Here is a 22,583-nt window from a genome sequence, read left to right as displayed (position 1 = left end):
TTAATCGTTTAAATGAAACATTACTACCTGTATGCCATTTTCTTGCAAATAATCTGTGTAGAGTTTTATATCTTCCTTCAACGTTCCTTGATATAAAACGACAACTTGTTGGTAATCCAGATCATTTAGCATTTCGCATACGGGCAAATCATATTCTGTTATCTCATATTGATTGTTAAATTTTGTTTTATAAATAGCTTCACTAAATTCACTATATCTTAGATAATCTAATACAAAAATAAAACCATTATTATTTTTATCAGTTATTTTTTCACTATAAGAAATCAAAGAGCTAATCGCATCTTCATCAAAGACTAAACCATATGGATGATTAATTTGCCTAAACGTTAAAATTGGCTTAAGTGCTGATCTTTCTTGCAAGATATAGGCTGCTTTTAATGATAGTTGTGCATTAAAATCCATCATAAATAAGGTTCTAGGATTGATATGTTGTGAAATAATATCTAAAACTTCTTCTGTGAATTTGTCTTGTTCAAAACAAACATCCTTAAGTACAAAATCAGGATAATTCTTTAGTGTTACAAATGGCGTAGAATGAACAAAACATTCAAACGCACCACATCCGTCATACCATTTTTTATATAGATGGTAAAGGTCAATATCCATTAAATGCTTTTGCATATTCGTCGTTTCCTCTGCTATGGATTTATTAACAATTAAATCGTTAGTATGTTTTACATATAAACAATAGCAAATACTTTCTGGATATTGATAATTTGAGTATATCCCTTGTCGTCTTTAATTTCGACATAATTCTCATTATTAGAGATAACATTACCAAATATTGTTACTTCTGGTTTATCTTTATTCCAATTTTCTGGTGTAATATAGATATAAATATCTTTCAAAATTATTTCCCTCTTTCATATAGATATGTATTCGGTTCAGTTATGATATAGAAGATCCAATAATCAAACTAAATGCTAGTGAAAAAACAAAGGACAAAATTCCAACTGCGACGTTGCCTTTTCCGATTTCTTCAGTTACATTTAACTTAGGTGTAAGTAGTTCAAAAGCAAGATACACGAGTAGTAAAACAACACTTCCAATACCACCCCAAATAATTGTATCAATTAAACTTTCATTCGTTAAAATTGCACATTTCAAGATGTTCGCAATACCGACAACAACACCTCCTGTTGCTAATGCTACTGACACGTTTCCCTTCGCAATCTCATCCCAAACCTTGTATTTTGTGATCAAGTCAAATAAAAAGATTGCAATTAGTATGATAACTGATGTCATCAAAAAGTAGATACCTGCATTCAAATATACGTTCACAATAAACCCCCTTAAATTATATTTTTATGGCAAATTATTCCTTGTAATTATATGTTATGAGGATAATATTGTCAAGATAAAACAGTTCACTCTGCAGATGAAAACTAGTCAATTTACCCCTTGTCATATAGTTTTTAATACTATATAATATGATGTATAACTAACAAGAAGGGGGTAGGCGTATTATGGACAGTGACAATTCTGAATTTCTCAATTCGCTACTCAGAAAATTATCAAAAATTAACTATATAAAACCTGGTGATGTACCTAATATAGATTTGTATATGGATCAAGTTACAACTTTTATGGACGACCATCTTTCCGATGTGAAGCGCTATGCTGACGATAAGATTCTTACAAAAACCATGATAAACAACTATACAAAAAATGATCTTTTACCACCTCCAGTTAAGAAGAAGTATTCAAAAGATCATATCTATATGCTGGCTTTCATTTACTATTTTAAAAGCATACTCTCCATTAGCGATATCCAAAAGTTATTAACTCCTCTCACCGAAAACTTTTTCGGAGATCATGGGGATTCCTCATTAGATGCTATCTATAAAGAAATATATAGACTTGAAAAATCGCAGCTTTCCAATATTTCCAAAGATGTTTTTACACAATTCAAATTATCGGAAGATGCGTTTAAAAATATTGAAAACAAAGATGAGCAACACTTTATGCAACTTTTCACTTTTGTATCATTACTTAGTTTTGATGTTTATATGAAGAAAAATATTATTGAGAATATCATTGATGAACTTTCTCCAAAGCAAAATACTAGCGATAATAAGGAAAATGAAAATGAAAAAGATAAAAAGAAGATATAGAAAGTAATAGATATTTGAAAATCAACTGAAAAATCAAACAAAAAAAAGGAAGTTCATTTCAATTGAACTTCCTTTTTTTATATGATTTATGTGGAATTATTGTGTGTTTTTAAATTTTATAATTCTTTCTTGATAATTCTTTCAAATACCATATCATATCCGTCATTGCCGTAATTTAGCGAACGATTCACACGACTGATAGTGGCTGTTGAAGCCCCTGTCTTTTGTGCAATATCAATATATGTCTTATGTTCACGAAGCATCTTTGCAACTTCAAAGCGCTGTGACAATGATAACAACTCATTAATCGTACAAATATCTTCAAAGTATGCGAAACATTCTTCCTTATCTTTCAAACTAAGTATTGCATCAAATAATTGTTCTACTTCAGGTGTTCTAAGTTTTTTATTCACAATGCTCCCTTCTGCTATACGAATGTAATTCGCATTTTACTACACTAAAAATCACTAGTATTTCTTTTTATTATAGGTTGATTTTAACATATTAAAGTTTTAAAGTAAAGAAGTTTTATAGTGTAGAAGCATGGTGTTATCATTTAAAATATAAATGCATCGAGTAATATTTTTTATTTAGAAGTATCTACTTTTAAATTCAATATAAGGATATTATATATTTTACTTTTTATAATTCAAATAACTTTCTAATAGCTCATAATCAGCGTTCGCTACGAGTCTTTCAGGAAAATCTAATTCTTCCAAAAGCCCCTCAACCAGTTCAAAATCACAGATACTTTCTGCTATATGAGCATCACTTGCAAGTGATATACATACATTATGTTTCTTGCAAAGTTCAAGCATCTCAATATCATTCACTTTTGCATTGACTCTTGGCCCTGTTGGCTTAAGTGATGTATTATTAAGTTCAAGCAACGTGTGATATTGCTTAGCTGCAAGGACAATCGGTTCAAAATCGACCGGATACCTACTATCATCTGGATGACCAATTATATTAATATATGGATTCTTAATTGCCTCAATCAGTGCATTGGTATTTTGTTCCCTTGTTCCAGCAATAATACATGGTGAATGAAGGCTTGCAATTACAATATCTAAATGTCGTAAGATATGTTCTGGCAAATCGACTCTACCATTAAAATCCATTATATTTAATTCAGCACCAAATAATCTGTTAACACCATACTTTTCATGTTTCAAGACTTTCAAATTATAAAAGTATAATTCATTACAGCTGCCTGGCATTTTAGGTGCATGCTCAGTGAGTGCAAAATGCGAAACGCCTTTGTCCGCCGCTTCTCTAGTCATCTCATCTATTGTATTATATGCATGTCCACTAACGATTGAATGTGTATGTGTGTCAATTGAATACTTCATAAATTCCTCCAGTAATCAAATATACTTGGTCTTTATTTTACCACAATATGTATTTGACTGCAAATATACTAAAAAAAATTTACATCGGTATATTGCCATGTTTTTTATTAATTGTCATTTTTCTGCTTCTTGTCTTGTTTATAAGTTCTCTCAAATCAGTAATCAAGCGATTTCTTGTGTCAACTGGATCAATTATCTCATCTACAAATCCACGTTTGTGAGCAACTTCTATTCCCATTGCAGTCTTTCTATATTCCTCTACTTTTTCACTGAAATAGTCTTTCTTTCTCTTTTCATCTGTAAATGTGTTAAGTATCTTTGCATATACTACTTCACAAGCGGCTTCTGCCCCCATAACTGCAATCTTGGCACTTGGCCACGCATATACTCTATCTGCTCTAAGATGCTTGCTGCACATTGCAACATAAGAGCCACCATATGCTTTTCTTATAATTACATTGATTTTAATGGTTGTCGCTTCTGAATAAGCGTACAACAACTTTGCCCCATGTCTTATAATCCCTTTTCTTTCCTCATCAATACCTGGCATAAACCCAGGTACATCTGTAAATGTGATAATTGGAATATTAAAACTATCACAAAATTGAATAAATCTAGCCGCCTTATCACTTGCATCACAATCCAAAACACCCGCCCGATATTTTGGTTCGTTAGCAACTATTCCTACCGTAATATCTCCTATTTTTGCAAATGCAGTCAATATATTTTTAGCATATTCTGAAAGTACGCCAAAATATGTATTTTCGTCTACTATTATTTTAACAAGTTCTCTCATACTGTAAACCATATTGTCTTGTTCGGGCAGTATGTATTGAAGTGGAGTTTGATCCTTATCTTGAATATTAAGCTTAGCGAAATCCAAAATTTCAAGTTTTTTCTTTGCATAGCACGAAGGAATTAAGTTTATCAAATCTCTAACTTGATTATAGCATTCAAGTTCAGAGGCACATCTAAAATGTGCAACCCCGCTTTTTTGCGCATGCATAACAGAACCACCAAGCTCTTCTATCGTTACCTCTTTATTTGTTGCTTGTTTTATTACTTTTGGTCCTGTCAAAAACATTTTTCCTATATTATCCACAATAAATGTAAAATCCATAATTGCGGGTGAATATACCGCTCCACCAGCGCAAGGTCCAGCTATTATTGCTATTTGTGGAATATACCCAGAAGCTAATGTATTATAATAGAAAACCTCACCATATCCCGCCATGGCATCTATTCCATCTTGAATTCTAGCTCCTCCAGAATCACTAATTCCAATGACTGGGCATTTATTAACAATTGCATCTTCTATTGTTCTTGCTATCTTAAATCCTTGATTCCACCCTAGTGAACCACCTTTCACTGTGAAATCCTGGGAATATATATATACCTTCTTTCGCTTTATCCTACCAACTCCAGAAATAACGCCATCATATGCCGCACTTCCAGCTGCATTTGTAGGGCCTGGTCCTATATAGGTTTCTTTAAATGATCCCTTATCCATTATCAAATGAATTCTTTCTATCGCATGAAGTTTTCCCTTTTGATGCTGTTTATCTAAGTCGTATTGTTCCATACAATATCTCCTTGTATTTTATCCCAAATTATATAATTTTATTATACGTTTAAATCCCATATGATTCAACATTGTTTTTCTGTTAGTTGAGTCAATATGGGATTTATTAAGATAGAATATTAAATTATTTACATACGGGCAACTTCACAGACATATCTCGCCTTGTATGTGTACTTGAGAAAACGCTATCCGCTATATTGAAATACTGAAACGAAAATGTATTGCTTGCATCCCCAATTGAATCATCCCAAGACAAATCTAAATTATAATAATTATCATTTAATTTCACGATATTCCAGGCATGATTTCCATTATTCGCATAACCACTGCAAAAATAACATGGAATTCCTATCTGCATCATAATATACTGAAATGCTCTTGAATATCCAGCACATACGGAACTACCATTTACCATTGCGCTGTATGCACTCTGGTTAAGTAGTGAATTTTCATCATATGTATCTATATTCATTAAAGATTTGTATACCATTTTTTCTTTTTCCAAATCACTCGTTAGTCCAGTTGTCTTTGCAATAATTGAATTTGCTACGTTGTCAAATTTGTTCTTACTAGCGGTAAAATTATTGACGGTATCATTAAATTCAAGTACGATTGACACTACTGTTCCCTTGGTTGTATATCCATAACTATAACTTGTATCCATCCAAAACAGCTCTGGATGATCATTATATATTGCCGTCATTACATTTGTTAAGCCACTGCTATCGATTGATCCGCTTATATTAAAAGAAGCATTAATTTTCATTGCATTATCATATACCTGATCATATACTGCCTGCTGTGTAGAAGTAAGCATTGCTCTATATGGGTACATTTTCTCTGGGAAGCTGCTAGTCCCAGAACTTGAAGTTGCAGGTTTGGTAGTAGTATCTTGCGCATTTGCACTGTCAGACACAAGATTTCCTTTACCATCCGTAATCTTTAGATCTGACTTTAGATTTCCAATAACATCGGATGCACTTGTTGTATTCACTGATTTCGTTACTTTTTGCAATGCATCATCGAAATTAATCACTGCTTGTGTAGCCGCACTATTTACGTACTTCATTATATTAACATAATCTTGTGACTTATTTGATACGTTATCGTATATAAAAGCTATACATAATACAGTCATAAGGCCAAATGAAACAGCCAAAAGCCTCTTTAATATTTTCAAATTTACACCTTCTTATTTAGACAGTTTATCTATTACTGCTATTAATTCATCTATTTTTTCATCACATTTATTTTGAGTAATTGCTTCCTTCACACAAGTCTTCATATGAGCACTAATCACTTCTTTGTTCGCCTTATTTAAAATAGCCTGTGTTGCCATTAATTGATTAGAAATGTCAATGCAATATCTGTCCTCTTCTATCATTTTAAGAATCCCATCGATTTGACCTCTTGCAGTCTTTAATAATCGATTTACTTTTGCTTTATCTGCTTGCAAAATTTGCACCTCCGTTTTTTTAATATATTTGCGTAGAAAATACAAATTTGGGACTTTACTCTACACTTATCACTTCATATCCTGCCTCTGTTACGGCATTTTTAAGTACTTCATCACTTACTTCTTGGGACAGTTCAATATAAGCCGCTTTATCTTGCAAATTAACCTCTGCCTTCACTCCATCTATATCATTCAGCGCTTTACTTACTCTTCCAGTACAGTGATCACACATCATTCCTTCAATTCTTATTGTTTTTTTCATTATATTAATCTCCGTTTCTTTTTTTATAATTTTACTGCTTACATACTTCCTAGGTTTAAATAACTTCAATCTTAAAGCATTACTTACAACAAATACCGAACTAAAGCTCATAGCTGCTGCTCCAAGGATTGGACTTAATTTTAACCCAAATGGAACATAAAGTAAACCGGCAGCAATTGGTATTCCTATTATATTATAAAAGAATGCCCAAAATAAGTTTTCTTTAATGTTTTTAATAACTGCTTTACTTAATTGAATTGCTGTAACGCTATCCATCAAGTCACTCTTCATCAAAACAATATCTGCAGATTCAATGGCAACGTCTGTCCCCGCTCCGATTGCAATTCCAACATCGGCTCTTGCAAGCGCTGGTGCATCATTAATTCCATCGCCAATCATTGCAACTTTCTTGCCTTGTTCTTGTAATTTTCTAACTTCATGTTCTTTATCTTGTGGTAATACTTCAGCTATTACCTTGCTAATTCCTATTTGTCTGCCGATCGCTTGGGCTGTTTTTTCGTTATCACCGGTAAGCATGATTACTTCAATTCCCATTTGTATAAATGCTTGTATGGCCGCAGGCGTACTTTCCTTAATTACATCAGCAACTGCTATCATACCAATCAACTGGTTGTTTTGTGCAAAGTATAACGGAGTTTTTCCGTCTTCTGCAAATGCTTCTGCATATGTTTCCACCTTGCCCTCTGCTGATTTTTCGAAAATGACATTGTTTGCTTTCATCATTTTCAAATTGCCTGCAAGTATATTATTTCCATTTATGCTGGCATATATTCCCTGCCCAACCGTTGCGCCAAAGTCTTTGATATCCAGTTCATTTACATCAATGCCAAGTAGGATTGCATATTCTACAATCGCCTCTGCCAATGGATGCTCTGAATGATTTTCAATTGATGCTGCAATTTTAACCAATGTCTGCTCATCTATATCAGATGTCAAAATCACATCTGTAACCTGGGGTTTTCCAATCGTCACTGTTCCTGTCTTATCTAACACTACGGTATCTATCATATGTGCAATCTCTAGGCTTTCGGCCGATTTGATTAAGATTCCATTCTCGGCACCTTTCCCAGTTCCAACCATAATAGCAGTCGGTGTTGCTAGTCCCAATGCACATGGACACGAGATTACAAGTACTGCAATCCCAATTGATAACGCGAAGCTGAATGGGTATCCCATTAACAGCCACACAATGCTAGACACTATCGCAATTGTAATTACCACTGGCACAAATACTCCACTCACCTTGTCAGCAAGCTTTGCAATTGGTGCCTTAGAACTACCGGCTTCCTCAACCAATTCTATAATCTGTGAAAGCGTTGTATCCGCTCCAACTTTCTTTGCCTCAAATTTAAAATACCCACTTTTATTGATGGTTGCTCCAATTACTTTATCACCAATATTTTTCTCGACTGGAATACTTTCGCCCGTAATGACTGACTCATCAATCACTGCATTTCCATCAACGATAATTCCATCCGCGGGAACCGTTTGTCCTGATTTTACAATAATAATATCTCCAACGACGAGTTCGTATGCTTCTATCTCTAATTCTTTACCATCTCTGAGCACTACTGCAGTTTTTGGTGCAAGATTAATTAACTTTGTGATCGCATCTGATGTTCTTTTCTTAGAACGGCTTTCAAGATATTTACCAAAGGTTACAAGGCCTAGAATCATTCCTGCCGATTCAAAATACAACTCCATTGTAAAATCATGCGCCAGTTCTAGATTGCCATGTCCTAAATAATAACCCATATAAAATAATGCGTAAATGCTATATCCAACAGCTGCCGTCGAACCGATTGCAATTAATGAATCCATATTAGGGGCGCCTTTAAACAATGTTTTGAAACCTACGCTAAAATATTTTCTGTTAATAAATACAATAGGCAATGTCAAAAACAGTTCTGTTAATGCAAATATCATCATATTTTCATGACCTAAAAAAATTGCAGGAAGTGCAGTTTCAAACATATGCGCCATAGAAATATACAAAAGTGGAATTAAAAATACGAAAGACACGATTACTCTAACCTTCATACTTTTTGCTTCGTCATTGACACTATTTTTAATATTGGTATCTGTTGGTTTCCCATTTTTTGCAGCTACCAAGGCTGCACCATATCCGCTTTTTACAACTGCAGTAATGATTGTCTGCTCATCCACCGCTGATTCATTAAACTCTACTGACATCTTATTTTGTAGGAGATTCACATTTACAGAATTAACTCCCTCAATCTTAGAAACGCTCTTATCTATATGTGCACTACATGCACTGCAGGTCATCCCTGTGATATCAAATGTTTGTTTCATCTTATCCTCCATTTCCGCGCATCTTCCTTGGCTCGCTCTGCGAGACAATGCGCATACCAAGTAGTTCTATTGGCACAAATCTTGTGTATGAAAGATTGAAAAGCTTTCATACTCACTCCTTGTATCATAAAAAAAATACATCAGGAATACCCCCTAGGGGTATCTCTAATGTATATCTTTTTGTTTAAAATGTCAAATGGGATTTAAATTAATTGTATTTGCCTCTTCCATTTTCCCGTACGGTAAAAGGTATAGGACAAGACTGCTCCGATACACCATCCAATCGGCCAAGACAACCAGATACCATTTGTTCCCATTGGTCCAACCAATGCAAATGCAAGCAAAACTCTAATAATCAGATCCGAAAATGTCGTTATCATAAACAATTTCATTGAACCTGATCCACGAAGTACGCCATCTGCCATTAATTTAATTAAAATCACAAAGTAAAAGGGTAAAATTATTTCCAAAAATACCACACCTATATTTAATGCAACCGCACTATCTTCATTGAGAAATAACTTGATCATACTACTTCCAAAGAACACATACGCAACTACAAATGGAACTGCTACTATAATTGATTGTGTAATTCCAGCTCTAAACCCTCTTTTTACTCTGTCAATTTTACCTGCGCCAATATTTTGAGCCGTGAAACTCGACAAACCATTTGCTAATGTTGCAAATGATGTGATTGCAAATGTATTCATTTTTATCGCTGCCGAATATCCTGCAATAACCGATGACCCAAAGCCATTAATCAACACTTGAACAAATATATTACCCACAGAAACGAAGCTTTGCTGTAAGATACTAGGTATCGCAACCCAGCTAACTTTTTTTAACATATCCACTGAGAAAAGGACTATTTTCCCATCTGTTTTAATTGCTTTCACTCTATGAAACAATGAAATTGCGCACAATACACAGGCTAAACCTTGCGCAATAAATGTTGCCCATCCGGTACCTGCAACGCCCCAATGAAACTTTGCTACAAATAGATACGCCAACATTATATTTGCGAGTGAGGAACCAATCAAGAAATATAACGGGGTCTTAGAATCTCCCAGCGATGCAAATATTCCCGTACATACATTGTATAAATATATAAATATAAATCCAGCAATATATATTTTCAAATATATCGCCCCATCTAAAAATATGTTATTTGGTGTGTTAATCAATCTCATCAAAGACTGTGTTTGCCAGAGGCCCACTACCGTCAAAACCACCGACAATACAACACAAGAAATCAATGTCGTGAATATTGCTGTTTTCATGTCCTTGAGTTTTTTTGCTCCAAATAATTGCGATATTACCACCGAACATCCCACATTACTGCCAACCGCAATCGACATGAATATCATCGTAATTGGAAATGATGCGCCTATCGCTGCCAACGCATTTTCACCTGCAAACTTACCTGCAATAACGCTATCCGATATATTGTACATCTGTTGAAATATAACACTTATAAATAGTGGTATTGAAAATCTCCACAATACTGATTCTGGTTTTCCTTCTGTTAGATCTTTTATCATAATGTAATTGCCTCTTTTAATATTAATATACAAAGGGAATTATACTACCACTGCTTATATTTTTACAAGGGTGAATGTGTTAATGTACCATCTTTCCATACAAATGTACCATCGGTTTTTATATCCATGTACCATCGGTTGCAATAGCAATGTACCATTGGTGAATGTGTTAATGTACCATCGGAGCCATACAAAATTCAATTACATGCTTTCCAAGTAAAACAGCATCATTTTCACCCACTATACATCTTTTGTTCTCAATATCAATATCATAAAACTGTGAAATCATTTGAAAAGTCTTTTCATTTCCTACTATTTTCATTTCAGGATAATGTTGGATTAACTTGATAATATTATCAAGATAATCTGGCTCCATGTGATTTAAGAATAGATAATCTAATGTTCTCTCACCTAAAACGTGCTGTATATTTTCAATAAATTGTGTACTCATGGAAAAATTAATGGTATCAATAAGTGCTGTTTTGTCATCTAAAATCAAGTATGAGTTATATGATATCCCTCTTTTTATAGGGAACAGATTTTCAATCAAGTTCAAATTTCTGTTGTTTCCCCCTACCCAGTAGATATCTTCGGATATCTTTCTTACACTATGCATGTGAGTTTCCTTTCTATTAATCGGTCATTTAGTTCTGTATTTAGTTCGGTATTAAAGTTCGGTATTAAGCTAGATGGCCATTCCCGCACTAGCGGTATCGAGTGAATCGAAATTTATAATTATGCATTTGCCTTTCCTTCAAACAGCATGGGGGGGCTGTCTTCAGCCGGTTGGCGTGAAATGCATAATTATAAATCGTGATTCAAGGTTACGTTGTGCGGAATGGCACTTGTATTATTATTTCCTAATTATGGACATTAATACCTCAGCGCAAAGAGATAATTATGCGGAAAAGATGAAATTCCGATGAAGAGCATATATTAGTTGGAAATATACCAGATAAACGCAAAAAGAATCGCTGTATTCAGCGATTCTTTTTGTTAGCTTTCATTTTAATATGGTTTTATCTTAAATATTTTCCCACTGCGGCTATGATGCCGATGAAGCAGTATAGGCCGATTACTCCGCCAATTATACTAATTGCCCAGCCAATAATTGGTATCCAACCTACACAATTAACGGCAAAACCTGATAAACCTGATATTACTAAATATAAAAATATTGCAATAATTAAAGATACGATATCTTTTCCCTTTACTGCATCGTTTATTGGAAAAAATGAATTCATAATTGATTCTCCTCCTTAAAATATATACTCGAATTAACTTATATTGGTATTATACATCGGAAGAATCTATTTTTCATTAAGAATAGATTAAAATTGCATGAATTTATATAGCATAAACACTATATAAAATTTATTTTCCCATTTATTTACGAAACAAATTAATAATCGAAAGGAATATCACTGACCCAATGACTGCTACAAGTAAACTCCAACCATTAAAGCCGGTAACTCCATAGCCTCCGAAAAAGCTGAAGACATATCCTCCAATAAATGAACCTATGATTCCAACAACAATATTTGTCAAACATCCCATTTGTCGATCGTCTCTAGTTAACATACTGCCTATCCATCCGGCAATACCTCCAATTATAATCCAACTTATTATTCCCATTTGCTTTTTCTCCTTCGTTTCATAGATTTCAATACTTTCTATTCAACCGGTCTCAAATTTTTAAGCGAAATATCCATGATTGGTGCTGAATGTGTTAATGCTCCGCTTGAAACAAAATCAACACCGATTTGCGCGATTTCTTTTAACCTTTCAATTGTAACATTTCCAGAGCATTCTGTCTGTGCTTTTCCGTCGATTATTTCAAGTGCTCTTCTCATTGTGGCATTGTCCATATTATCAAGCATGATAATATCAGCACCTGCTGCAACTGCTTCTCGTACCATCTCAAGTGTCTCAACTTCAACTTCGATTTTACGTACAAAGGGAGCGTATTCCTTTGCCATCAAAATTGCCTTTGTTACACTTCCAGCCGCGCCAATGTGGTTGTCTTTTAATAGGACGCCGTCAGACAGATTATATCTATGATTGCATCCTCCGCCAACGGTAACGGCGTATTTTTCAAAAATTCTATTATTTGGCGTTGTTTTCCTAGTATCTAGAAGCTTCGTTCTATATCCTTTTAATTCATCAACATATGATTTTGTAAATGTGGCAATTCCACTCATTCTTTGAAGATAATTAAGGGCAGTTCTCTCACCTGATAATAGCACTCTGATGTCGCCATGCAATATGCCGATTAACTGACCTTTTTGAACGCTCTGTCCGTCTATAAATTTGCAATCAAACTCAATTTGTTCATCCAGTAACGTAAACACTCTTTCAAACACTTCAAGTCCACAGATAATTCCATCTTCCTTGCAAATCAACTCTGCTTCGCCAACCACATATTCTCTCATAACCGCATTGGTTGAGACATCTTCGCTGGTTATATCTTCTTTCAATGCATTTAAAATATAATCGTCCATATTTAATTTAAGCGTTACACCATTTATCATAGAACTTTACATCCCTTCGTTTGATTTCATTTAATAAAATTTTGACATTTTCCTGCTGCCATTTTTCTATATCATTATAGTCCTTTATTTGGACTTCTGAAACTACAATTTTTGTGTCGACTTGATTTTTACATATATTTTGGGCTGTGTTTTGGCCAAATACCAAACTTTCAAGTAAAGAGTTACTTGCTAATCGGTTCGCTCCATGCACACCATTACAAGCGGTTTCACCAACTGCAAATAGATGTGACATGGATGTCTCTCCTATCGTATTAACCTTAATTCCCCCCATTAGATAATGCTGGGCAGGCGTTACTGGAATTAAATCTTTCGTTGCATCGTATCCTTCTTCCAAACACCTTTTATAAATATTAGGAAAATGAGAAAGTATCTCTTTTTTTGAAATATTTTTCAAACATAGATAGACATGATCTGTGTTATATTTCTTCATTTCCTTGCTGATTGCTTCTGTTACCACATCTCTTGGTTGCAATTCATCAACAAATCGATTTTTATCTTCATTCAAGAGGACTGCGCCCTCACCTCTAACCGATTCTGATATTAGGAACCTTCTACCTTTTTTCTTTGAGTAAAGAACAGTCGGATGAATCTGAATATAGTCTATATTTTCAAGTTTTATTTTATGTCTTAATGCGATTGCAAAGCTGTCACCTGAAATGTGTGGAAAATTCGTTGAGTTTTTAAACACTCCACCAATTCCGCCCGTTGCAAGTATAATGGATTTTCCGTAACACGCTGAAATGCCGTTGAAATCTTTCATAACAATTCCTTGACATTCATTGTCTTTTGCTACAATATCTACCATTGTCGTATTTTCTAGTATCGTTATGTTTTTACAGGTTCTAACTTTTGTAAGTAGCTTTGATACAATTTCTTTACCTGTAACGTCCTGGTGATGCAATATTCGATAGGTAGAATGTCCGCCTTCTCTTGTATAATCTAACTGACCAGCCTCGTTCTTATCAAAATCAACTCCAACTTTAATTAGTTGCTGTATAATACCATTTGATGAACGGATCATTTTCTCTACTGATTCTGGTCTGTTTTCAAAATGTCCGGCTTTCATTGTATCTTCATAATAAGCATTATAATCGTCAGCTCTAAGTAGTGTTGAAATACCACCTTGCGCAAGATAAGAATCACTATTTTCAATCGTATCCTTTGTAATCATTAATATTTTGTAATTCACAGGAAATGAGATTGCAGTAAATAATCCTGCTGCTCCTGTACCTACAATTATCACATCATATTCTTTACGCTCCATTGTGTACCTCTTATTTTGCCAGCTCTAACATCCTGATTAAAGGTGCATTCGCAGCAATTCTTTTTTCTTCATCAATTTCTACAGTTGGTGACATATTTTCTAAACATTTTGCTATTTTTTCTAATGTAATCTTCTTCATATTAGGACAATATTGACGATGCCCTACTGAGTAGAACGATTTATCAGGATTCTTTTGCTTTAATTCATATAAAACGCCCATTTCTGTGCATATAAGAAACTCACTATCACTACTAGCAGTTGCATAGTCGATAATCCCTGAAGTACTTCCAATATAATCTGCCAATTCAAGTACTTCCATCTTACATTCGGGATGCACGAGTACCTTCATTTCTGGTTTCGCCGCTTTGGCCTTTAACACATTTTCCTTCGAAATACTGGTATGTACATGGCAAAATCCATCGTTAAATATAAAGTTTTTATCTGGAACTTTTGATGCTATATATCTTCCTAAATTCTCATCTGGAATAAAATAAATGTTTTTATTCGGTAATGCATTTACAATTTTGAGTGCATTGGCGCTCGTTACACATACATCCGAGTATGTCTTTAATTCTGCAGTTGAATTGATGTAACAAACCACTGCCAAATCTTCGTATTTTCCACGCGTCTCCTTGATTTTATCAATATCTGCCATATGTGCCATTGGACAATCCGCGCCTTCCTCTGGAAGTAATACGGTTTTTCGAGGATTTAAAATCTTAGCACTTTCTCCCATAAAACTAACACCTGCAAAGCAAATTGTTTTCTGCGGAATTTCCATGGCTATTTTACTTAGATAATATGAGTCACCAATATAATCTGCAATGGCTTGTACCTCATCACTTACATAATAATGTGCAAGAATTACAGCATCTTTCTCTTTCTTTAGTTGTTCAATTCTTGTTACTATTTCATTCATTGTAAGGTGTCTCCTTTTTTTAATCTTGATGTATATTATACTATGGCACTATTTATTTTATTTGTCAATACATGTGTATTGTCAGTTGTCTTGTCAATCGCTATGTTCACAATCTATTAACTTTAACTCAAAATAAACGTCGGCATATTCATTGTTATTATATTTGTCAATTTGTTTGAATCCATATTTCTTATACAAATGGTGCGCTTGATTGGCAAATAAGCACCAAAAACAACCATTCTGCATATAGTGCTTTTCAACATCAGCTGTATCAATGTGTCTCCCATCCTGTGAATAACCCCAACCCAAAGCTACAAAGCATTTCTCGAAAAACTCCATAACTTGCCATTGCATATCTTAAAATCATTCCTTTGCCTGTGCAAAATCATTTGACGGTATGCTAAAGTTACTTATGGATTCATTTTATGCGTTAAGATCAAAAGTTCTACTGTCTGACGAACGAAGTGAGGAGTTTAGAACTTTTGATCTTGCCCTTAGCATAAAATGAATCCATTAGTAACTTGCATACAAGGATATGATTTAGCACAGGCAAAGGAATGATTTTTGGTCCCCCTCGGCCGAGTTTTGCCTTACCCCAAAATCCCCTTTATCAGGAAAAATCCAAGGACTGCACAACCAAGTACAATTCTGTACCAGCCAAATATTTTGAAATCATGTTTCTTAACATATCCTGTGAGTGCCTTAATGATAACCATAGAAACAGCAAATGCAACTGCCATTCCTACAAACAGCACAGTTCCTTCAATCATCGTAAATGAGAATCCAAATTTAGCTATCTTAAGTAGACTTGCACCAAACATTACAGGCACTGCTAAAAAGAATGTAAATTCTGTAGCAATACCCCTAGACACGCCAACCATCATTGCTCCAATAATCGTTGCACCGGAACGAGAAGTACCTGGAAATACTGCTGAAACTAATTGGAAAAGTCCAATTATAATTGCATCTTTATATGTAATATCTGCAATCGATATAACCCTAGGCTTTTTGCCTGCATTTTTATTTTCAACTATAATGAACCAAATTCCAACTACAATCAATGCGATTGAAACGGTCTGGTAATTATAGAATAATTCATCAATTTTATCATCCCACAAAAGACCAACAACTGCTGCAGGTATACATGCAATCAATATTTTAAACCACATTACAAATATATCTTTTTTAATTACAGATTCATTACCCTTTCTTCGAATAGCGAATGGAAATAATTTGTTCCAGAACAGTACTACAACCGCAAGCACTGCGCCAAACTGAATTACTACCAAAAACATCTTCTTAAATTCCTCAGACATATTTTGATGGAGAAATTGATTCACCAAAATCATATGGCCCGTACTACTTATTGGTAACCATTCTGTAACGCCCTCAACAATTCCTAAAATAATTGCCTTTAAAATCTCAATAATCTGCATTTCCCTCTTACCTCATTTTCTTTTATTTTATAATTGATTTTTTAATTCGTTCGAAATTCATTCTGAATATTCATTCTGAAAATTACCTTTGAAATATTTTTTATAAAACAATATTATACTATATTCTAGTAAAATATACATCAAGATTGTATGTTAAGTATCTCATTTTTTCTCTTATAATAAAAATAGTACGGAAGCTCTGCCAGAAGCATTGCAATCCAACCAATAAAGCAAGCATATGCAACACCTGTCATTCCAAATCGAGGAGCTAGTATAAATACAGCTAACACACGAAAAATCATCTGAACTAGAGTACTTATCAAGGTTATCTTCATATTTCCCATACCACGGAAAAATCCCTGGATCACATTTGTAAATGCAGGTAGTAGATAAAATATTGCCATCAAATGCAGATAACTAGTACCCATTACTACAATTTGAGAATCGCCCCCTGTTGCGAATAATCTCATAATTGGTACTGCACCAAAATAGGTTACTGCGCATATAAACACCCAGTAAATCATTTCAAGCTTAATTCCTCCGTGAAAACCCTTCATAATACGGTCCTTTTTTTTCGCGCCACGGTTTTGCGCCACGAAAGTGGTAACACTTTGTGCAATGCTTTGTTGTGGTGTAAATGCAAAATCATCCACTCTATTTACCGCATTAAAGGTCGCAATCGCATCAATACCGAGTGGATTGATTACACCTTGAATGACCAATTTCCCGATATAGAGGCAACTTTGCTGTAGTGCAGTTGCCCATGCATAGTGAATCGTCCTTTTTAGTAATTTTGTCTCTATGCGCAGTTCATTTACTTTCAAACGTAGTAACGGCACTTTTTTATAAATATAACACAGACACAATATTGCTGACACCGCTTCTGCAATTATAGTAGCAAGCGCAGCACCTGTAACGCCTAACCCGAATCCAGCAACAAAAACCATATCAAGGCATCCATTTAACACCGCTGCAATCGCTAAGAATATAAGTGGTGTCTTAGAATCCCCGATACTCTTAAGTGCGGATGCAAATGCATTATAAAAGAAAGTAAATATAAGCCCCATAAGAATGATTTGCAAGTAACTTGTTGCAGAAGCAAGAATCTCTTCTGGCACTCCCATGATGTTTAAAATTGGCCTTGCCAACAAAATTCCAACGAAACTAATAATTAATATGAAAAAAGCTCCAAATACTAATGTTGTTGCAACTTCTTTTCTAAACTTTTCCTTATCGCCAGCACCAAAAAATTCACTCATCAGTACCGATGCTCCAAGGCATATTCCTATTATAAAAAATATCATTATATTCATAACCGGATTGGCTGTACCAACGGCTGCCAATGCTTCTTTTCCAGCATATCTTCCAACAATAATTGAATCCACTGCGTTATATGTAAGTTGAAAAAGGTTACCTAAAATCAATGGAATTGTATATTTCACCAAATGGCTAGAGATACTTCCTGTCGTCATGTTGTTCATTCATCTACCACCATTTATCCAAAAGATAAAGTTACTGCCATATTTTACTTTCGTAAATTACTTCAGTAACTTTAAGATTATATTTCTTTGTATATTTTATACAATTATGAATGTACTTCTAAATTCTACTTTGCCTGTTCAAACAACATATCTTCTAATGCTTCATCACTTTCATCAATCCAAACAGCTTCCTCTATTTCATTTAGCCCAAGAAACTTAGCTAAACTTTGTGTATCATCACTTCTACTCCACTGACTTGTATATCGATGAATTTCTTCAAATTCGATTTCTCCAGATAGGTATAATTCTTTAAAATTCATTGTATTTCTCCTGTCCATTGTGTATTTACTTAAATGCATTATAAACCCAATATTGAATTTACACAACCATCCAAATGCACTTCACTTAGCTGTATGATTCAAATGCACTTAACTAAGCTATATGATTCAAATGCACTTCACTTAGCTACCTTATAATTAATTTTATAATAAATAGTATAATCATAATCCAAATTATTATAATCGGAATCGCATAATACCATTTTTTAGTCTTGCCCACGGTCCATAGTTTTTCGGATTCCGCCCTACACTGTTCAAATACATCTTTGGGAATCAACTTTATGGTTAAGGCAATCATTGCTGGTAATATAATCATATCGTCAAGATATCCAAGTACTGGGATAAAGTCAGGGATTAAGTCGATCGGCGATAATGCATATCCAACTGTCATGGCTGCAAGTGCCTTAGCATACCATGGTGTTTGCGGATGTTTAAGAGCGACATATATGACTTTAATATCTTTTATTAAATTTTTTGCTCGTTCTTTAAAATTCTTTTTTTCATGCATTAAGCAAGCATAATAAAATATGCTTGCTTAATGATCTCCAATTCCATTTTTCTATTAGTTTTATATCTAGTATTACAATTAACTTTATATCTAGCATTATAACAAACAAAACATATACATAAAAGTAAATTATAACGAAAAATCTTTTTTCGTAAACCTTACGATTCCAGCCGTAAATAATATGATTGCAATGACTGCTAATGCAATATTATAGACCGCCACGCCACTTTCCCCTGCTATAATTTGATCCTTTGGAAACAAAGTATATAACGAAAAGAACTTTAAAACGCGCAATTTATCTCCCATATTAGCGAGCATCGTTATCAAGAAAAATACTAGCGGGATCCCTGCTCCATAGGAATAGAAGTTTTTAGAATCATTAAAGAAGCAGGCCGCAAAAAATACGATTCCAGCAATTGCTAATTGTAAGAGCAGTGTACTAGCATTTAAAATAATATACTTACTATAATCTAACGCTCCTGGAAACATTGATTCGCTGCACACAATACCAAATATGGTTATTACAGTCATTAGAATAACAACTCCTGCAATCATCGAGATTGCTTGCGTTACGATAATCTTGCGCCTTGAATTAGGTGATGCTAATAAACATGCCATCGACCCACTATCAACATAATTCATAACAAGACTATTTCCAATTACAATTATAAATATCAAAGGGAATACTAACATAAGGAACCCGTACAAATATATGTTTATAAATTCAATCAGATTTGTGGCCATCCCACTCATCCCGAACGCTTGTAGCATACCTGGCATTGCCTTTTGATAATCCTCTAACATACTCATAAGTGATGGAGTATACATATATATAATAACTCCAGTATACATTCCAAGCACTGCAATAAATATGATCAAAGGCTTAAGCATTTGCAATGCATTTCTTTTTAACAAAGGAAATGTTATCATCTTATTCACCATCCTTTCCGTAAAAGTGCATAAATATTTCTTCAAGTGACTGTTTTTTAATATCCAAATCTTTTATCTCATATTTCGTTAGCTTATGTAGGAATTCATTTACATTATTTTTTACTTTTATAGATATCTGTAATCCATCAATATCGACAATATCAAAGTTTTCTAGCTTAATCGCTTCTATTTCCTTTAAACTATTTAATGTAACACTAAAAATCTTACTTCGCTTCTTTGCTAAGCTTTCCATATTTTCAATTGCAACGATTTTGCCATCTCTAATAATGGCTGTTCTGTCGCATGTACGCTCGATTTCTTCAAATATATGAGAAGACATAAATATCGTCCTACCCTTTTTCTTTTCTTCCAATATCAAGTCGATAAAACGGTTTTGCATAAGCGGATCCAACCCACTCGTTGGTTCATCTAATATGAGCACTTCAGGATTTGTCATAAATGCAGTAATGATCGCAATTTTTTGCTTCATACCTTTTGACATCTTTTTCACTTTACCACGTGGGTCCAGTTCAAATAGCTCTATCAATTCTTCAATTCTCGTCGTGTCCTTAACGCCCTTCATGGCTGCAATGAAATCAATTAATTGTCTGCCTTTCAAATCATCTAAAAATGCGATTTCACCTGCAAGATATCCAAGATGTTCTTGGATCTTAGCCGCATCCTGAAAGCAATCCAACTCAAGAATAGAACAACTCCCACTATCGGGTCTAATAAATCCAAGTAAATTTCGAATGGTTGTTGTTTTCCCCGCGCCATTTGGCCCAAGGAATCCAAAAACTTCACCCTCCTTTACTTCTATATTAACATTGAAGATTCCTTTTCCATTCCCATAATCTTTTGTGAGATTATTAATATTAATTACTCCCATCTTCATCACCCTTTCTGTATTAATTTTCTATTTATTTTCAATTGATTTTTTATTTATTTTCTTTTTAGTTACTTTATTAGTATTATTGTTATTTATGGCGGTCTTACTTATCTTAAATTCAGTTAACATCTGATTCAAGCTATTTGTTTCATCCTTATATAAAAGTTGCAATCCAAACCATAACATAGCGTAATAGATTAGCATTATCACAAGAAACACAACTTCAATCCATTCTGGTAGTCCACGATACCAATTGAAAATCCTTCCAATAATCACTGTTAGTGTTACAGGGCCTACACTCCATAAAAGCGCCCTTATTTTAAATTCCAAATCAGAATATATTTTTTCTCTAAAGAATAACAATTTCTGCATCCAAGAAATAAAATAACTGAGCAAAAACATTTCAAATATAATCTCATACGGGACATCTTTTATTCCATATACATATAATTCCAAGCCAAATAAAAACACCATAGATATTGCATGAACACAAGCAAAAAATTCCACATCTGCTTCTGATCTCATCCATTTTTTCATCTTACTCATCTGCTCTGCCCTCCTTCAAATACGCCCGTAGCATTTTTGCGTAATGCCTAGATATTACAACTTCCTCACCATTTTCAAGTGATGCAGTAATCCTATTACCCATCTCACTTTTAAATTTTTCGATATAATTTAGATTTAGGATCATCGCTTTACTACATCTGAAAAATTCCTGATACTCAAGTAACTTTTCTAATTTCTCCAAGCTATATGTAACACTACACACGTTATTCTGCAAATACGCGAATATCTTGTTATCAACACACTCAAAATAATAGACTTCACTTGGTCTAAACAGATATGTTTGATTATCGCAAATGCCTGTTAACTTCTGATATTTAAATTCCAGCAATGATTTTATCTGCTGAACTTCTTCATCTTCTTCTCTACAACGGATTATTATTTCTTTTTCACTATTTTGAGTATACTCCACGCGAATATTCATAATGATTTTCTCCATGAAAACTTACATTTTTATTGTAATTTTTCTTCCTTTATTCTTTCTTCTTTCTTTCTCTTAATTTACTTTAATTTTGTTAAAAGTGCAATGCCCGATACGGTATGAGGTTATTTTCTAGTGGTAAGATGCATAAACACCCACAGGACAAACTTTTTCTGTCTGTTCTATGGGTGTATTATCTTATTTCATAGTATTGAATTTTTCAAACACATCTGCTATTGATTTATCAGCATGCTTGATAATCTTATATTTTGCTTTACCAATTTCTATATAATTGTCACTTATAAATACATCTAAAGTTTGTTTACTATCTTCATATATAGTAAATCGATACGACCAACCAGTCGATTTTGGGTTTAGAACTCTTATCATGCTAATTTGCGAAAGATAATTTGTAAGGTAGTCAATTGCTTCATTACCGATGACCATATGCGTATTCCCAGTATTCCCGCTCATTGAGGTGATTGAGCTTATTTGGGGTGAGTCAATATCACAAAATGATTTGATTGATTTTGGTCCCATAAATATTTTAAATAAAACTAACACTATAATGACTACAATAACTATAATCACAATTGGTTTAATTTTTGCCTTCATGGCA

The 22,583-nt window shown here is 33.9% G+C and carries 27 protein-coding genes; 1 reads left to right on the top strand and 26 read right to left on the bottom strand.

Annotated features, from left to right (window positions below; all coding sequences use genetic code 11):
- Genes BMY18_RS02340 through BMY18_RS02335 form a run of 3 tightly spaced genes read right to left on the bottom strand, consistent with a single transcriptional unit; the run spans position 1 to position 1,302 of the window.
- Complete coding sequence (locus BMY18_RS02340) at positions 1 to 642, bottom strand: hypothetical protein (protein ID WP_092450163.1); 642 nt, start codon at positions 640 to 642, stop codon at positions 1 to 3.
- A gap of 53 nt (positions 643 to 695) precedes the next feature.
- Positions 696 to 869, bottom strand: a complete 174-nt coding sequence (locus BMY18_RS20920) for a hypothetical protein (RefSeq protein WP_170841263.1) — start codon at positions 867 to 869, stop codon at positions 696 to 698.
- A gap of 40 nt (positions 870 to 909) precedes the next feature.
- Complete coding sequence (locus tag BMY18_RS02335; protein ID WP_242940938.1) at positions 910 to 1,302, bottom strand: DUF350 domain-containing protein; 393 nt, start codon at positions 1,300 to 1,302, stop codon at positions 910 to 912.
- Positions 1,303 to 1,487: 185 nt separating this feature from the next.
- Here BMY18_RS02335 and BMY18_RS02330 point away from each other — a divergent pair, with 185 nt between their 5' ends.
- Positions 1,488 to 2,135 carry a DUF1836 domain-containing protein gene (locus BMY18_RS02330; RefSeq protein WP_092450161.1) on the top strand — a complete coding sequence of 216 codons (648 nt, stop codon included), beginning with the start codon at positions 1,488 to 1,490 and terminating at the stop codon, positions 2,133 to 2,135.
- A gap of 116 nt (positions 2,136 to 2,251) precedes the next feature.
- On the opposite strand, the gene BMY18_RS02325 is transcribed toward BMY18_RS02330, so the two are convergent.
- The 23 genes from BMY18_RS02325 to BMY18_RS02215 all read right to left on the bottom strand — a co-directional run bounded on the left by BMY18_RS02325 (position 2,252) and on the right by BMY18_RS02215 (position 22,579).
- The gene (locus tag BMY18_RS02325) at positions 2,252 to 2,548 is read right to left on the bottom strand and encodes a YerC/YecD family TrpR-related protein (protein ID WP_092450159.1); all 297 of its coding nucleotides are present in this window, start codon (positions 2,546 to 2,548) and stop codon (positions 2,252 to 2,254) included.
- A gap of 222 nt (positions 2,549 to 2,770) precedes the next feature.
- Positions 2,771 to 3,487 carry a phosphatase gene (locus tag BMY18_RS02320; protein WP_092450157.1) on the bottom strand — a complete coding sequence of 239 codons (717 nt, stop codon included), beginning with the start codon at positions 3,485 to 3,487 and terminating at the stop codon, positions 2,771 to 2,773.
- A gap of 79 nt (positions 3,488 to 3,566) precedes the next feature.
- Positions 3,567 to 5,069 (bottom strand): acyl-CoA carboxylase subunit beta, encoded by a 1,503-nt coding sequence (locus tag BMY18_RS02315; protein WP_092450155.1) that lies wholly within the window; start codon positions 5,067 to 5,069, stop codon positions 3,567 to 3,569.
- A gap of 124 nt (positions 5,070 to 5,193) precedes the next feature.
- Positions 5,194 to 6,249, bottom strand: coding sequence for a transglutaminase domain-containing protein (locus BMY18_RS02310; RefSeq protein ID WP_092450153.1), 1,056 nt, complete (start codon positions 6,247 to 6,249; stop codon positions 5,194 to 5,196).
- Between the two features lie 12 nt (positions 6,250 to 6,261).
- On the bottom strand, positions 6,262 to 6,534 hold the full coding sequence (locus BMY18_RS02305) for a metal-sensing transcriptional repressor (RefSeq protein WP_456300593.1): 273 nt from the start codon (positions 6,532 to 6,534) through the stop codon (positions 6,262 to 6,264).
- Positions 6,535 to 6,580: 46 nt separating this feature from the next.
- Entirely contained in the window at positions 6,581 to 9,121 is a 2,541-nt protein-coding gene (locus BMY18_RS02300; protein ID WP_092450149.1) for a heavy metal translocating P-type ATPase, read from the bottom strand.
- A 203-nt stretch (positions 9,122 to 9,324) separates the two neighbouring features.
- Positions 9,325 to 10,662 carry an MATE family efflux transporter gene (locus BMY18_RS02295; RefSeq protein WP_092450148.1) on the bottom strand — a complete coding sequence of 446 codons (1,338 nt, stop codon included), beginning with the start codon at positions 10,660 to 10,662 and terminating at the stop codon, positions 9,325 to 9,327.
- Positions 10,663 to 10,831: 169 nt separating this feature from the next.
- Entirely contained in the window at positions 10,832 to 11,278 is a 447-nt protein-coding gene (locus BMY18_RS02290; protein WP_092450146.1) for an oxygen-binding di-iron domain-containing protein, read from the bottom strand.
- A 403-nt stretch (positions 11,279 to 11,681) separates the two neighbouring features.
- Positions 11,682 to 11,906: a hypothetical protein gene (locus tag BMY18_RS02285; RefSeq protein ID WP_092450144.1), complete on the bottom strand. Its 225-nt coding sequence runs from the start codon at positions 11,904 to 11,906 to the stop codon at positions 11,682 to 11,684.
- A gap of 142 nt (positions 11,907 to 12,048) precedes the next feature.
- On the bottom strand, positions 12,049 to 12,297 hold the full coding sequence (locus BMY18_RS02280) for a GlsB/YeaQ/YmgE family stress response membrane protein (RefSeq protein ID WP_092450142.1): 249 nt from the start codon (positions 12,295 to 12,297) through the stop codon (positions 12,049 to 12,051).
- A gap of 38 nt (positions 12,298 to 12,335) precedes the next feature.
- Positions 12,336 to 13,190 (bottom strand): carboxylating nicotinate-nucleotide diphosphorylase, encoded by an 855-nt coding sequence (gene nadC / locus BMY18_RS02275; RefSeq protein ID WP_278280969.1) that lies wholly within the window; start codon positions 13,188 to 13,190, stop codon positions 12,336 to 12,338.
- Positions 13,171 to 14,478 (bottom strand): L-aspartate oxidase, encoded by a 1,308-nt coding sequence (locus BMY18_RS02270; RefSeq protein WP_092450138.1) that lies wholly within the window; start codon positions 14,476 to 14,478, stop codon positions 13,171 to 13,173. Before BMY18_RS02270 ends, nadC begins: the two co-directional genes overlap by 20 nt.
- Before the next feature lie 10 nt (positions 14,479 to 14,488).
- Entirely contained in the window at positions 14,489 to 15,397 is a 909-nt protein-coding gene (gene nadA, locus BMY18_RS02265; protein ID WP_092450136.1) for a quinolinate synthase NadA, read from the bottom strand.
- A gap of 93 nt (positions 15,398 to 15,490) precedes the next feature.
- Entirely contained in the window at positions 15,491 to 15,751 is a 261-nt protein-coding gene (locus tag BMY18_RS02260) for a GNAT family N-acetyltransferase (RefSeq protein WP_092450134.1), read from the bottom strand.
- 236 nt (positions 15,752 to 15,987) lie between these two features.
- On the bottom strand, positions 15,988 to 16,833 hold the full coding sequence (locus tag BMY18_RS02255) for an undecaprenyl-diphosphate phosphatase (RefSeq protein WP_092450133.1): 846 nt from the start codon (positions 16,831 to 16,833) through the stop codon (positions 15,988 to 15,990).
- Between the two features lie 140 nt (positions 16,834 to 16,973).
- Complete coding sequence (locus BMY18_RS02250; RefSeq protein ID WP_242940937.1) at positions 16,974 to 18,314, bottom strand: MATE family efflux transporter; 1,341 nt, start codon at positions 18,312 to 18,314, stop codon at positions 16,974 to 16,976.
- 125 nt (positions 18,315 to 18,439) lie between these two features.
- Complete coding sequence (locus tag BMY18_RS02245) at positions 18,440 to 18,634, bottom strand: hypothetical protein (RefSeq protein ID WP_092450131.1); 195 nt, start codon at positions 18,632 to 18,634, stop codon at positions 18,440 to 18,442.
- Between the two features lie 145 nt (positions 18,635 to 18,779).
- Positions 18,780 to 19,160: a YkvA family protein gene (locus tag BMY18_RS02240; RefSeq protein ID WP_092450129.1), complete on the bottom strand. Its 381-nt coding sequence runs from the start codon at positions 19,158 to 19,160 to the stop codon at positions 18,780 to 18,782.
- 129 nt (positions 19,161 to 19,289) lie between these two features.
- Positions 19,290 to 20,090, bottom strand: coding sequence for an ABC transporter permease subunit (locus tag BMY18_RS02235; protein ID WP_170841262.1), 801 nt, complete (start codon positions 20,088 to 20,090; stop codon positions 19,290 to 19,292).
- 1 nt (position 20,091) lies between these two features.
- Complete coding sequence (locus tag BMY18_RS02230; RefSeq protein WP_092450126.1) at positions 20,092 to 20,979, bottom strand: ABC transporter ATP-binding protein; 888 nt, start codon at positions 20,977 to 20,979, stop codon at positions 20,092 to 20,094.
- A gap of 27 nt (positions 20,980 to 21,006) precedes the next feature.
- Positions 21,007 to 21,525: a DUF3021 family protein gene (locus BMY18_RS02225; protein WP_092450124.1), complete on the bottom strand. Its 519-nt coding sequence runs from the start codon at positions 21,523 to 21,525 to the stop codon at positions 21,007 to 21,009.
- The gene (locus tag BMY18_RS02220) at positions 21,518 to 21,967 is read right to left on the bottom strand and encodes a LytTR family DNA-binding domain-containing protein (RefSeq protein ID WP_170841261.1); all 450 of its coding nucleotides are present in this window, start codon (positions 21,965 to 21,967) and stop codon (positions 21,518 to 21,520) included. The genes BMY18_RS02225 and BMY18_RS02220 overlap by 8 nt, the downstream gene beginning before the upstream one ends.
- Before the next feature lie 195 nt (positions 21,968 to 22,162).
- A complete protein-coding gene (locus BMY18_RS02215; protein WP_092450121.1) occupies positions 22,163 to 22,579 on the bottom strand; it encodes a hypothetical protein in 417 nt (138 codons plus the stop codon).
- Between the last annotated feature and the right edge of the window lie 4 nt (positions 22,580 to 22,583).

It is taken from the genome of [Clostridium] fimetarium (assembly GCF_900111235.1).
In the GTDB taxonomy this organism is placed as follows: domain Bacteria; phylum Bacillota; class Clostridia; order Lachnospirales; family Lachnospiraceae; genus Clostridium_N; species Clostridium_N fimetarium.
The sequence above is the reverse complement of the archived record's forward strand: the minus strand, read 5'-3'. Positions and strand labels throughout refer to the sequence as shown.

What these genes read in the sequence shown, in the direction of transcription:
- BMY18_RS02245 (WP_092450131.1), bottom strand. Translation starts at nt 18,634, where the DNA reads ATGAATTTTAAAGAATTATACCTATCTGGAGAAATCGAATTTGAAGAA.
- BMY18_RS02260 (WP_092450134.1), bottom strand. Translation starts at nt 15,751, where the DNA reads ATGCAATGGCAAGTTATGGAGTTTTTCGAGAAATGCTTTGTAGCTTTG.
- BMY18_RS02340 (WP_092450163.1), bottom strand. Translation starts at nt 642, where the DNA reads ATGCAAAAGCATTTAATGGATATTGACCTTTACCATCTATATAAAAAA.
- BMY18_RS02285 (WP_092450144.1), bottom strand. Translation starts at nt 11,906, where the DNA reads ATGAATTCATTTTTTCCAATAAACGATGCAGTAAAGGGAAAAGATATC.
- BMY18_RS02295 (WP_092450148.1), bottom strand. Translation starts at nt 10,662, where the DNA reads ATGATAAAAGATCTAACAGAAGGAAAACCAGAATCAGTATTGTGGAGA.
- nadA (WP_092450136.1), bottom strand. Translation starts at nt 15,397, where the DNA reads ATGAATGAAATAGTAACAAGAATTGAACAACTAAAGAAAGAGAAAGAT.
- BMY18_RS02280 (WP_092450142.1), bottom strand. Translation starts at nt 12,297, where the DNA reads ATGGGAATAATAAGTTGGATTATAATTGGAGGTATTGCCGGATGGATA.
- BMY18_RS02220 (WP_170841261.1), bottom strand. Translation starts at nt 21,967, where the DNA reads ATGAATATTCGCGTGGAGTATACTCAAAATAGTGAAAAAGAAATAATA.
- BMY18_RS02300 (WP_092450149.1), bottom strand. Translation starts at nt 9,121, where the DNA reads ATGAAACAAACATTTGATATCACAGGGATGACCTGCAGTGCATGTAGT.
- BMY18_RS02215 (WP_092450121.1), bottom strand. Translation starts at nt 22,579, where the DNA reads ATGAAGGCAAAAATTAAACCAATTGTGATTATAGTTATTGTAGTCATT.
- BMY18_RS02320 (WP_092450157.1), bottom strand. Translation starts at nt 3,487, where the DNA reads ATGAAGTATTCAATTGACACACATACACATTCAATCGTTAGTGGACAT.
- BMY18_RS02290 (WP_092450146.1), bottom strand. Translation starts at nt 11,278, where the DNA reads ATGCATAGTGTAAGAAAGATATCCGAAGATATCTACTGGGTAGGGGGA.
- BMY18_RS02230 (WP_092450126.1), bottom strand. Translation starts at nt 20,979, where the DNA reads ATGGGAGTAATTAATATTAATAATCTCACAAAAGATTATGGGAATGGA.
- BMY18_RS02240 (WP_092450129.1), bottom strand. Translation starts at nt 19,160, where the DNA reads ATGCATGAAAAAAAGAATTTTAAAGAACGAGCAAAAAATTTAATAAAA.
- BMY18_RS02225 (WP_092450124.1), bottom strand. Translation starts at nt 21,525, where the DNA reads ATGAGTAAGATGAAAAAATGGATGAGATCAGAAGCAGATGTGGAATTT.
- BMY18_RS02250 (WP_242940937.1), bottom strand. Translation starts at nt 18,314, where the DNA reads ATGAACAACATGACGACAGGAAGTATCTCTAGCCATTTGGTGAAATAT.
- BMY18_RS02330 (WP_092450161.1), top strand. Translation starts at nt 1,488, where the DNA reads ATGGACAGTGACAATTCTGAATTTCTCAATTCGCTACTCAGAAAATTA.
- BMY18_RS02270 (WP_092450138.1), bottom strand. Translation starts at nt 14,478, where the DNA reads ATGGAGCGTAAAGAATATGATGTGATAATTGTAGGTACAGGAGCAGCA.
- BMY18_RS02255 (WP_092450133.1), bottom strand. Translation starts at nt 16,833, where the DNA reads ATGCAGATTATTGAGATTTTAAAGGCAATTATTTTAGGAATTGTTGAG.
- BMY18_RS02315 (WP_092450155.1), bottom strand. Translation starts at nt 5,069, where the DNA reads ATGGAACAATACGACTTAGATAAACAGCATCAAAAGGGAAAACTTCAT.
- BMY18_RS02235 (WP_170841262.1), bottom strand. Translation starts at nt 20,090, where the DNA reads ATGATAACATTTCCTTTGTTAAAAAGAAATGCATTGCAAATGCTTAAG.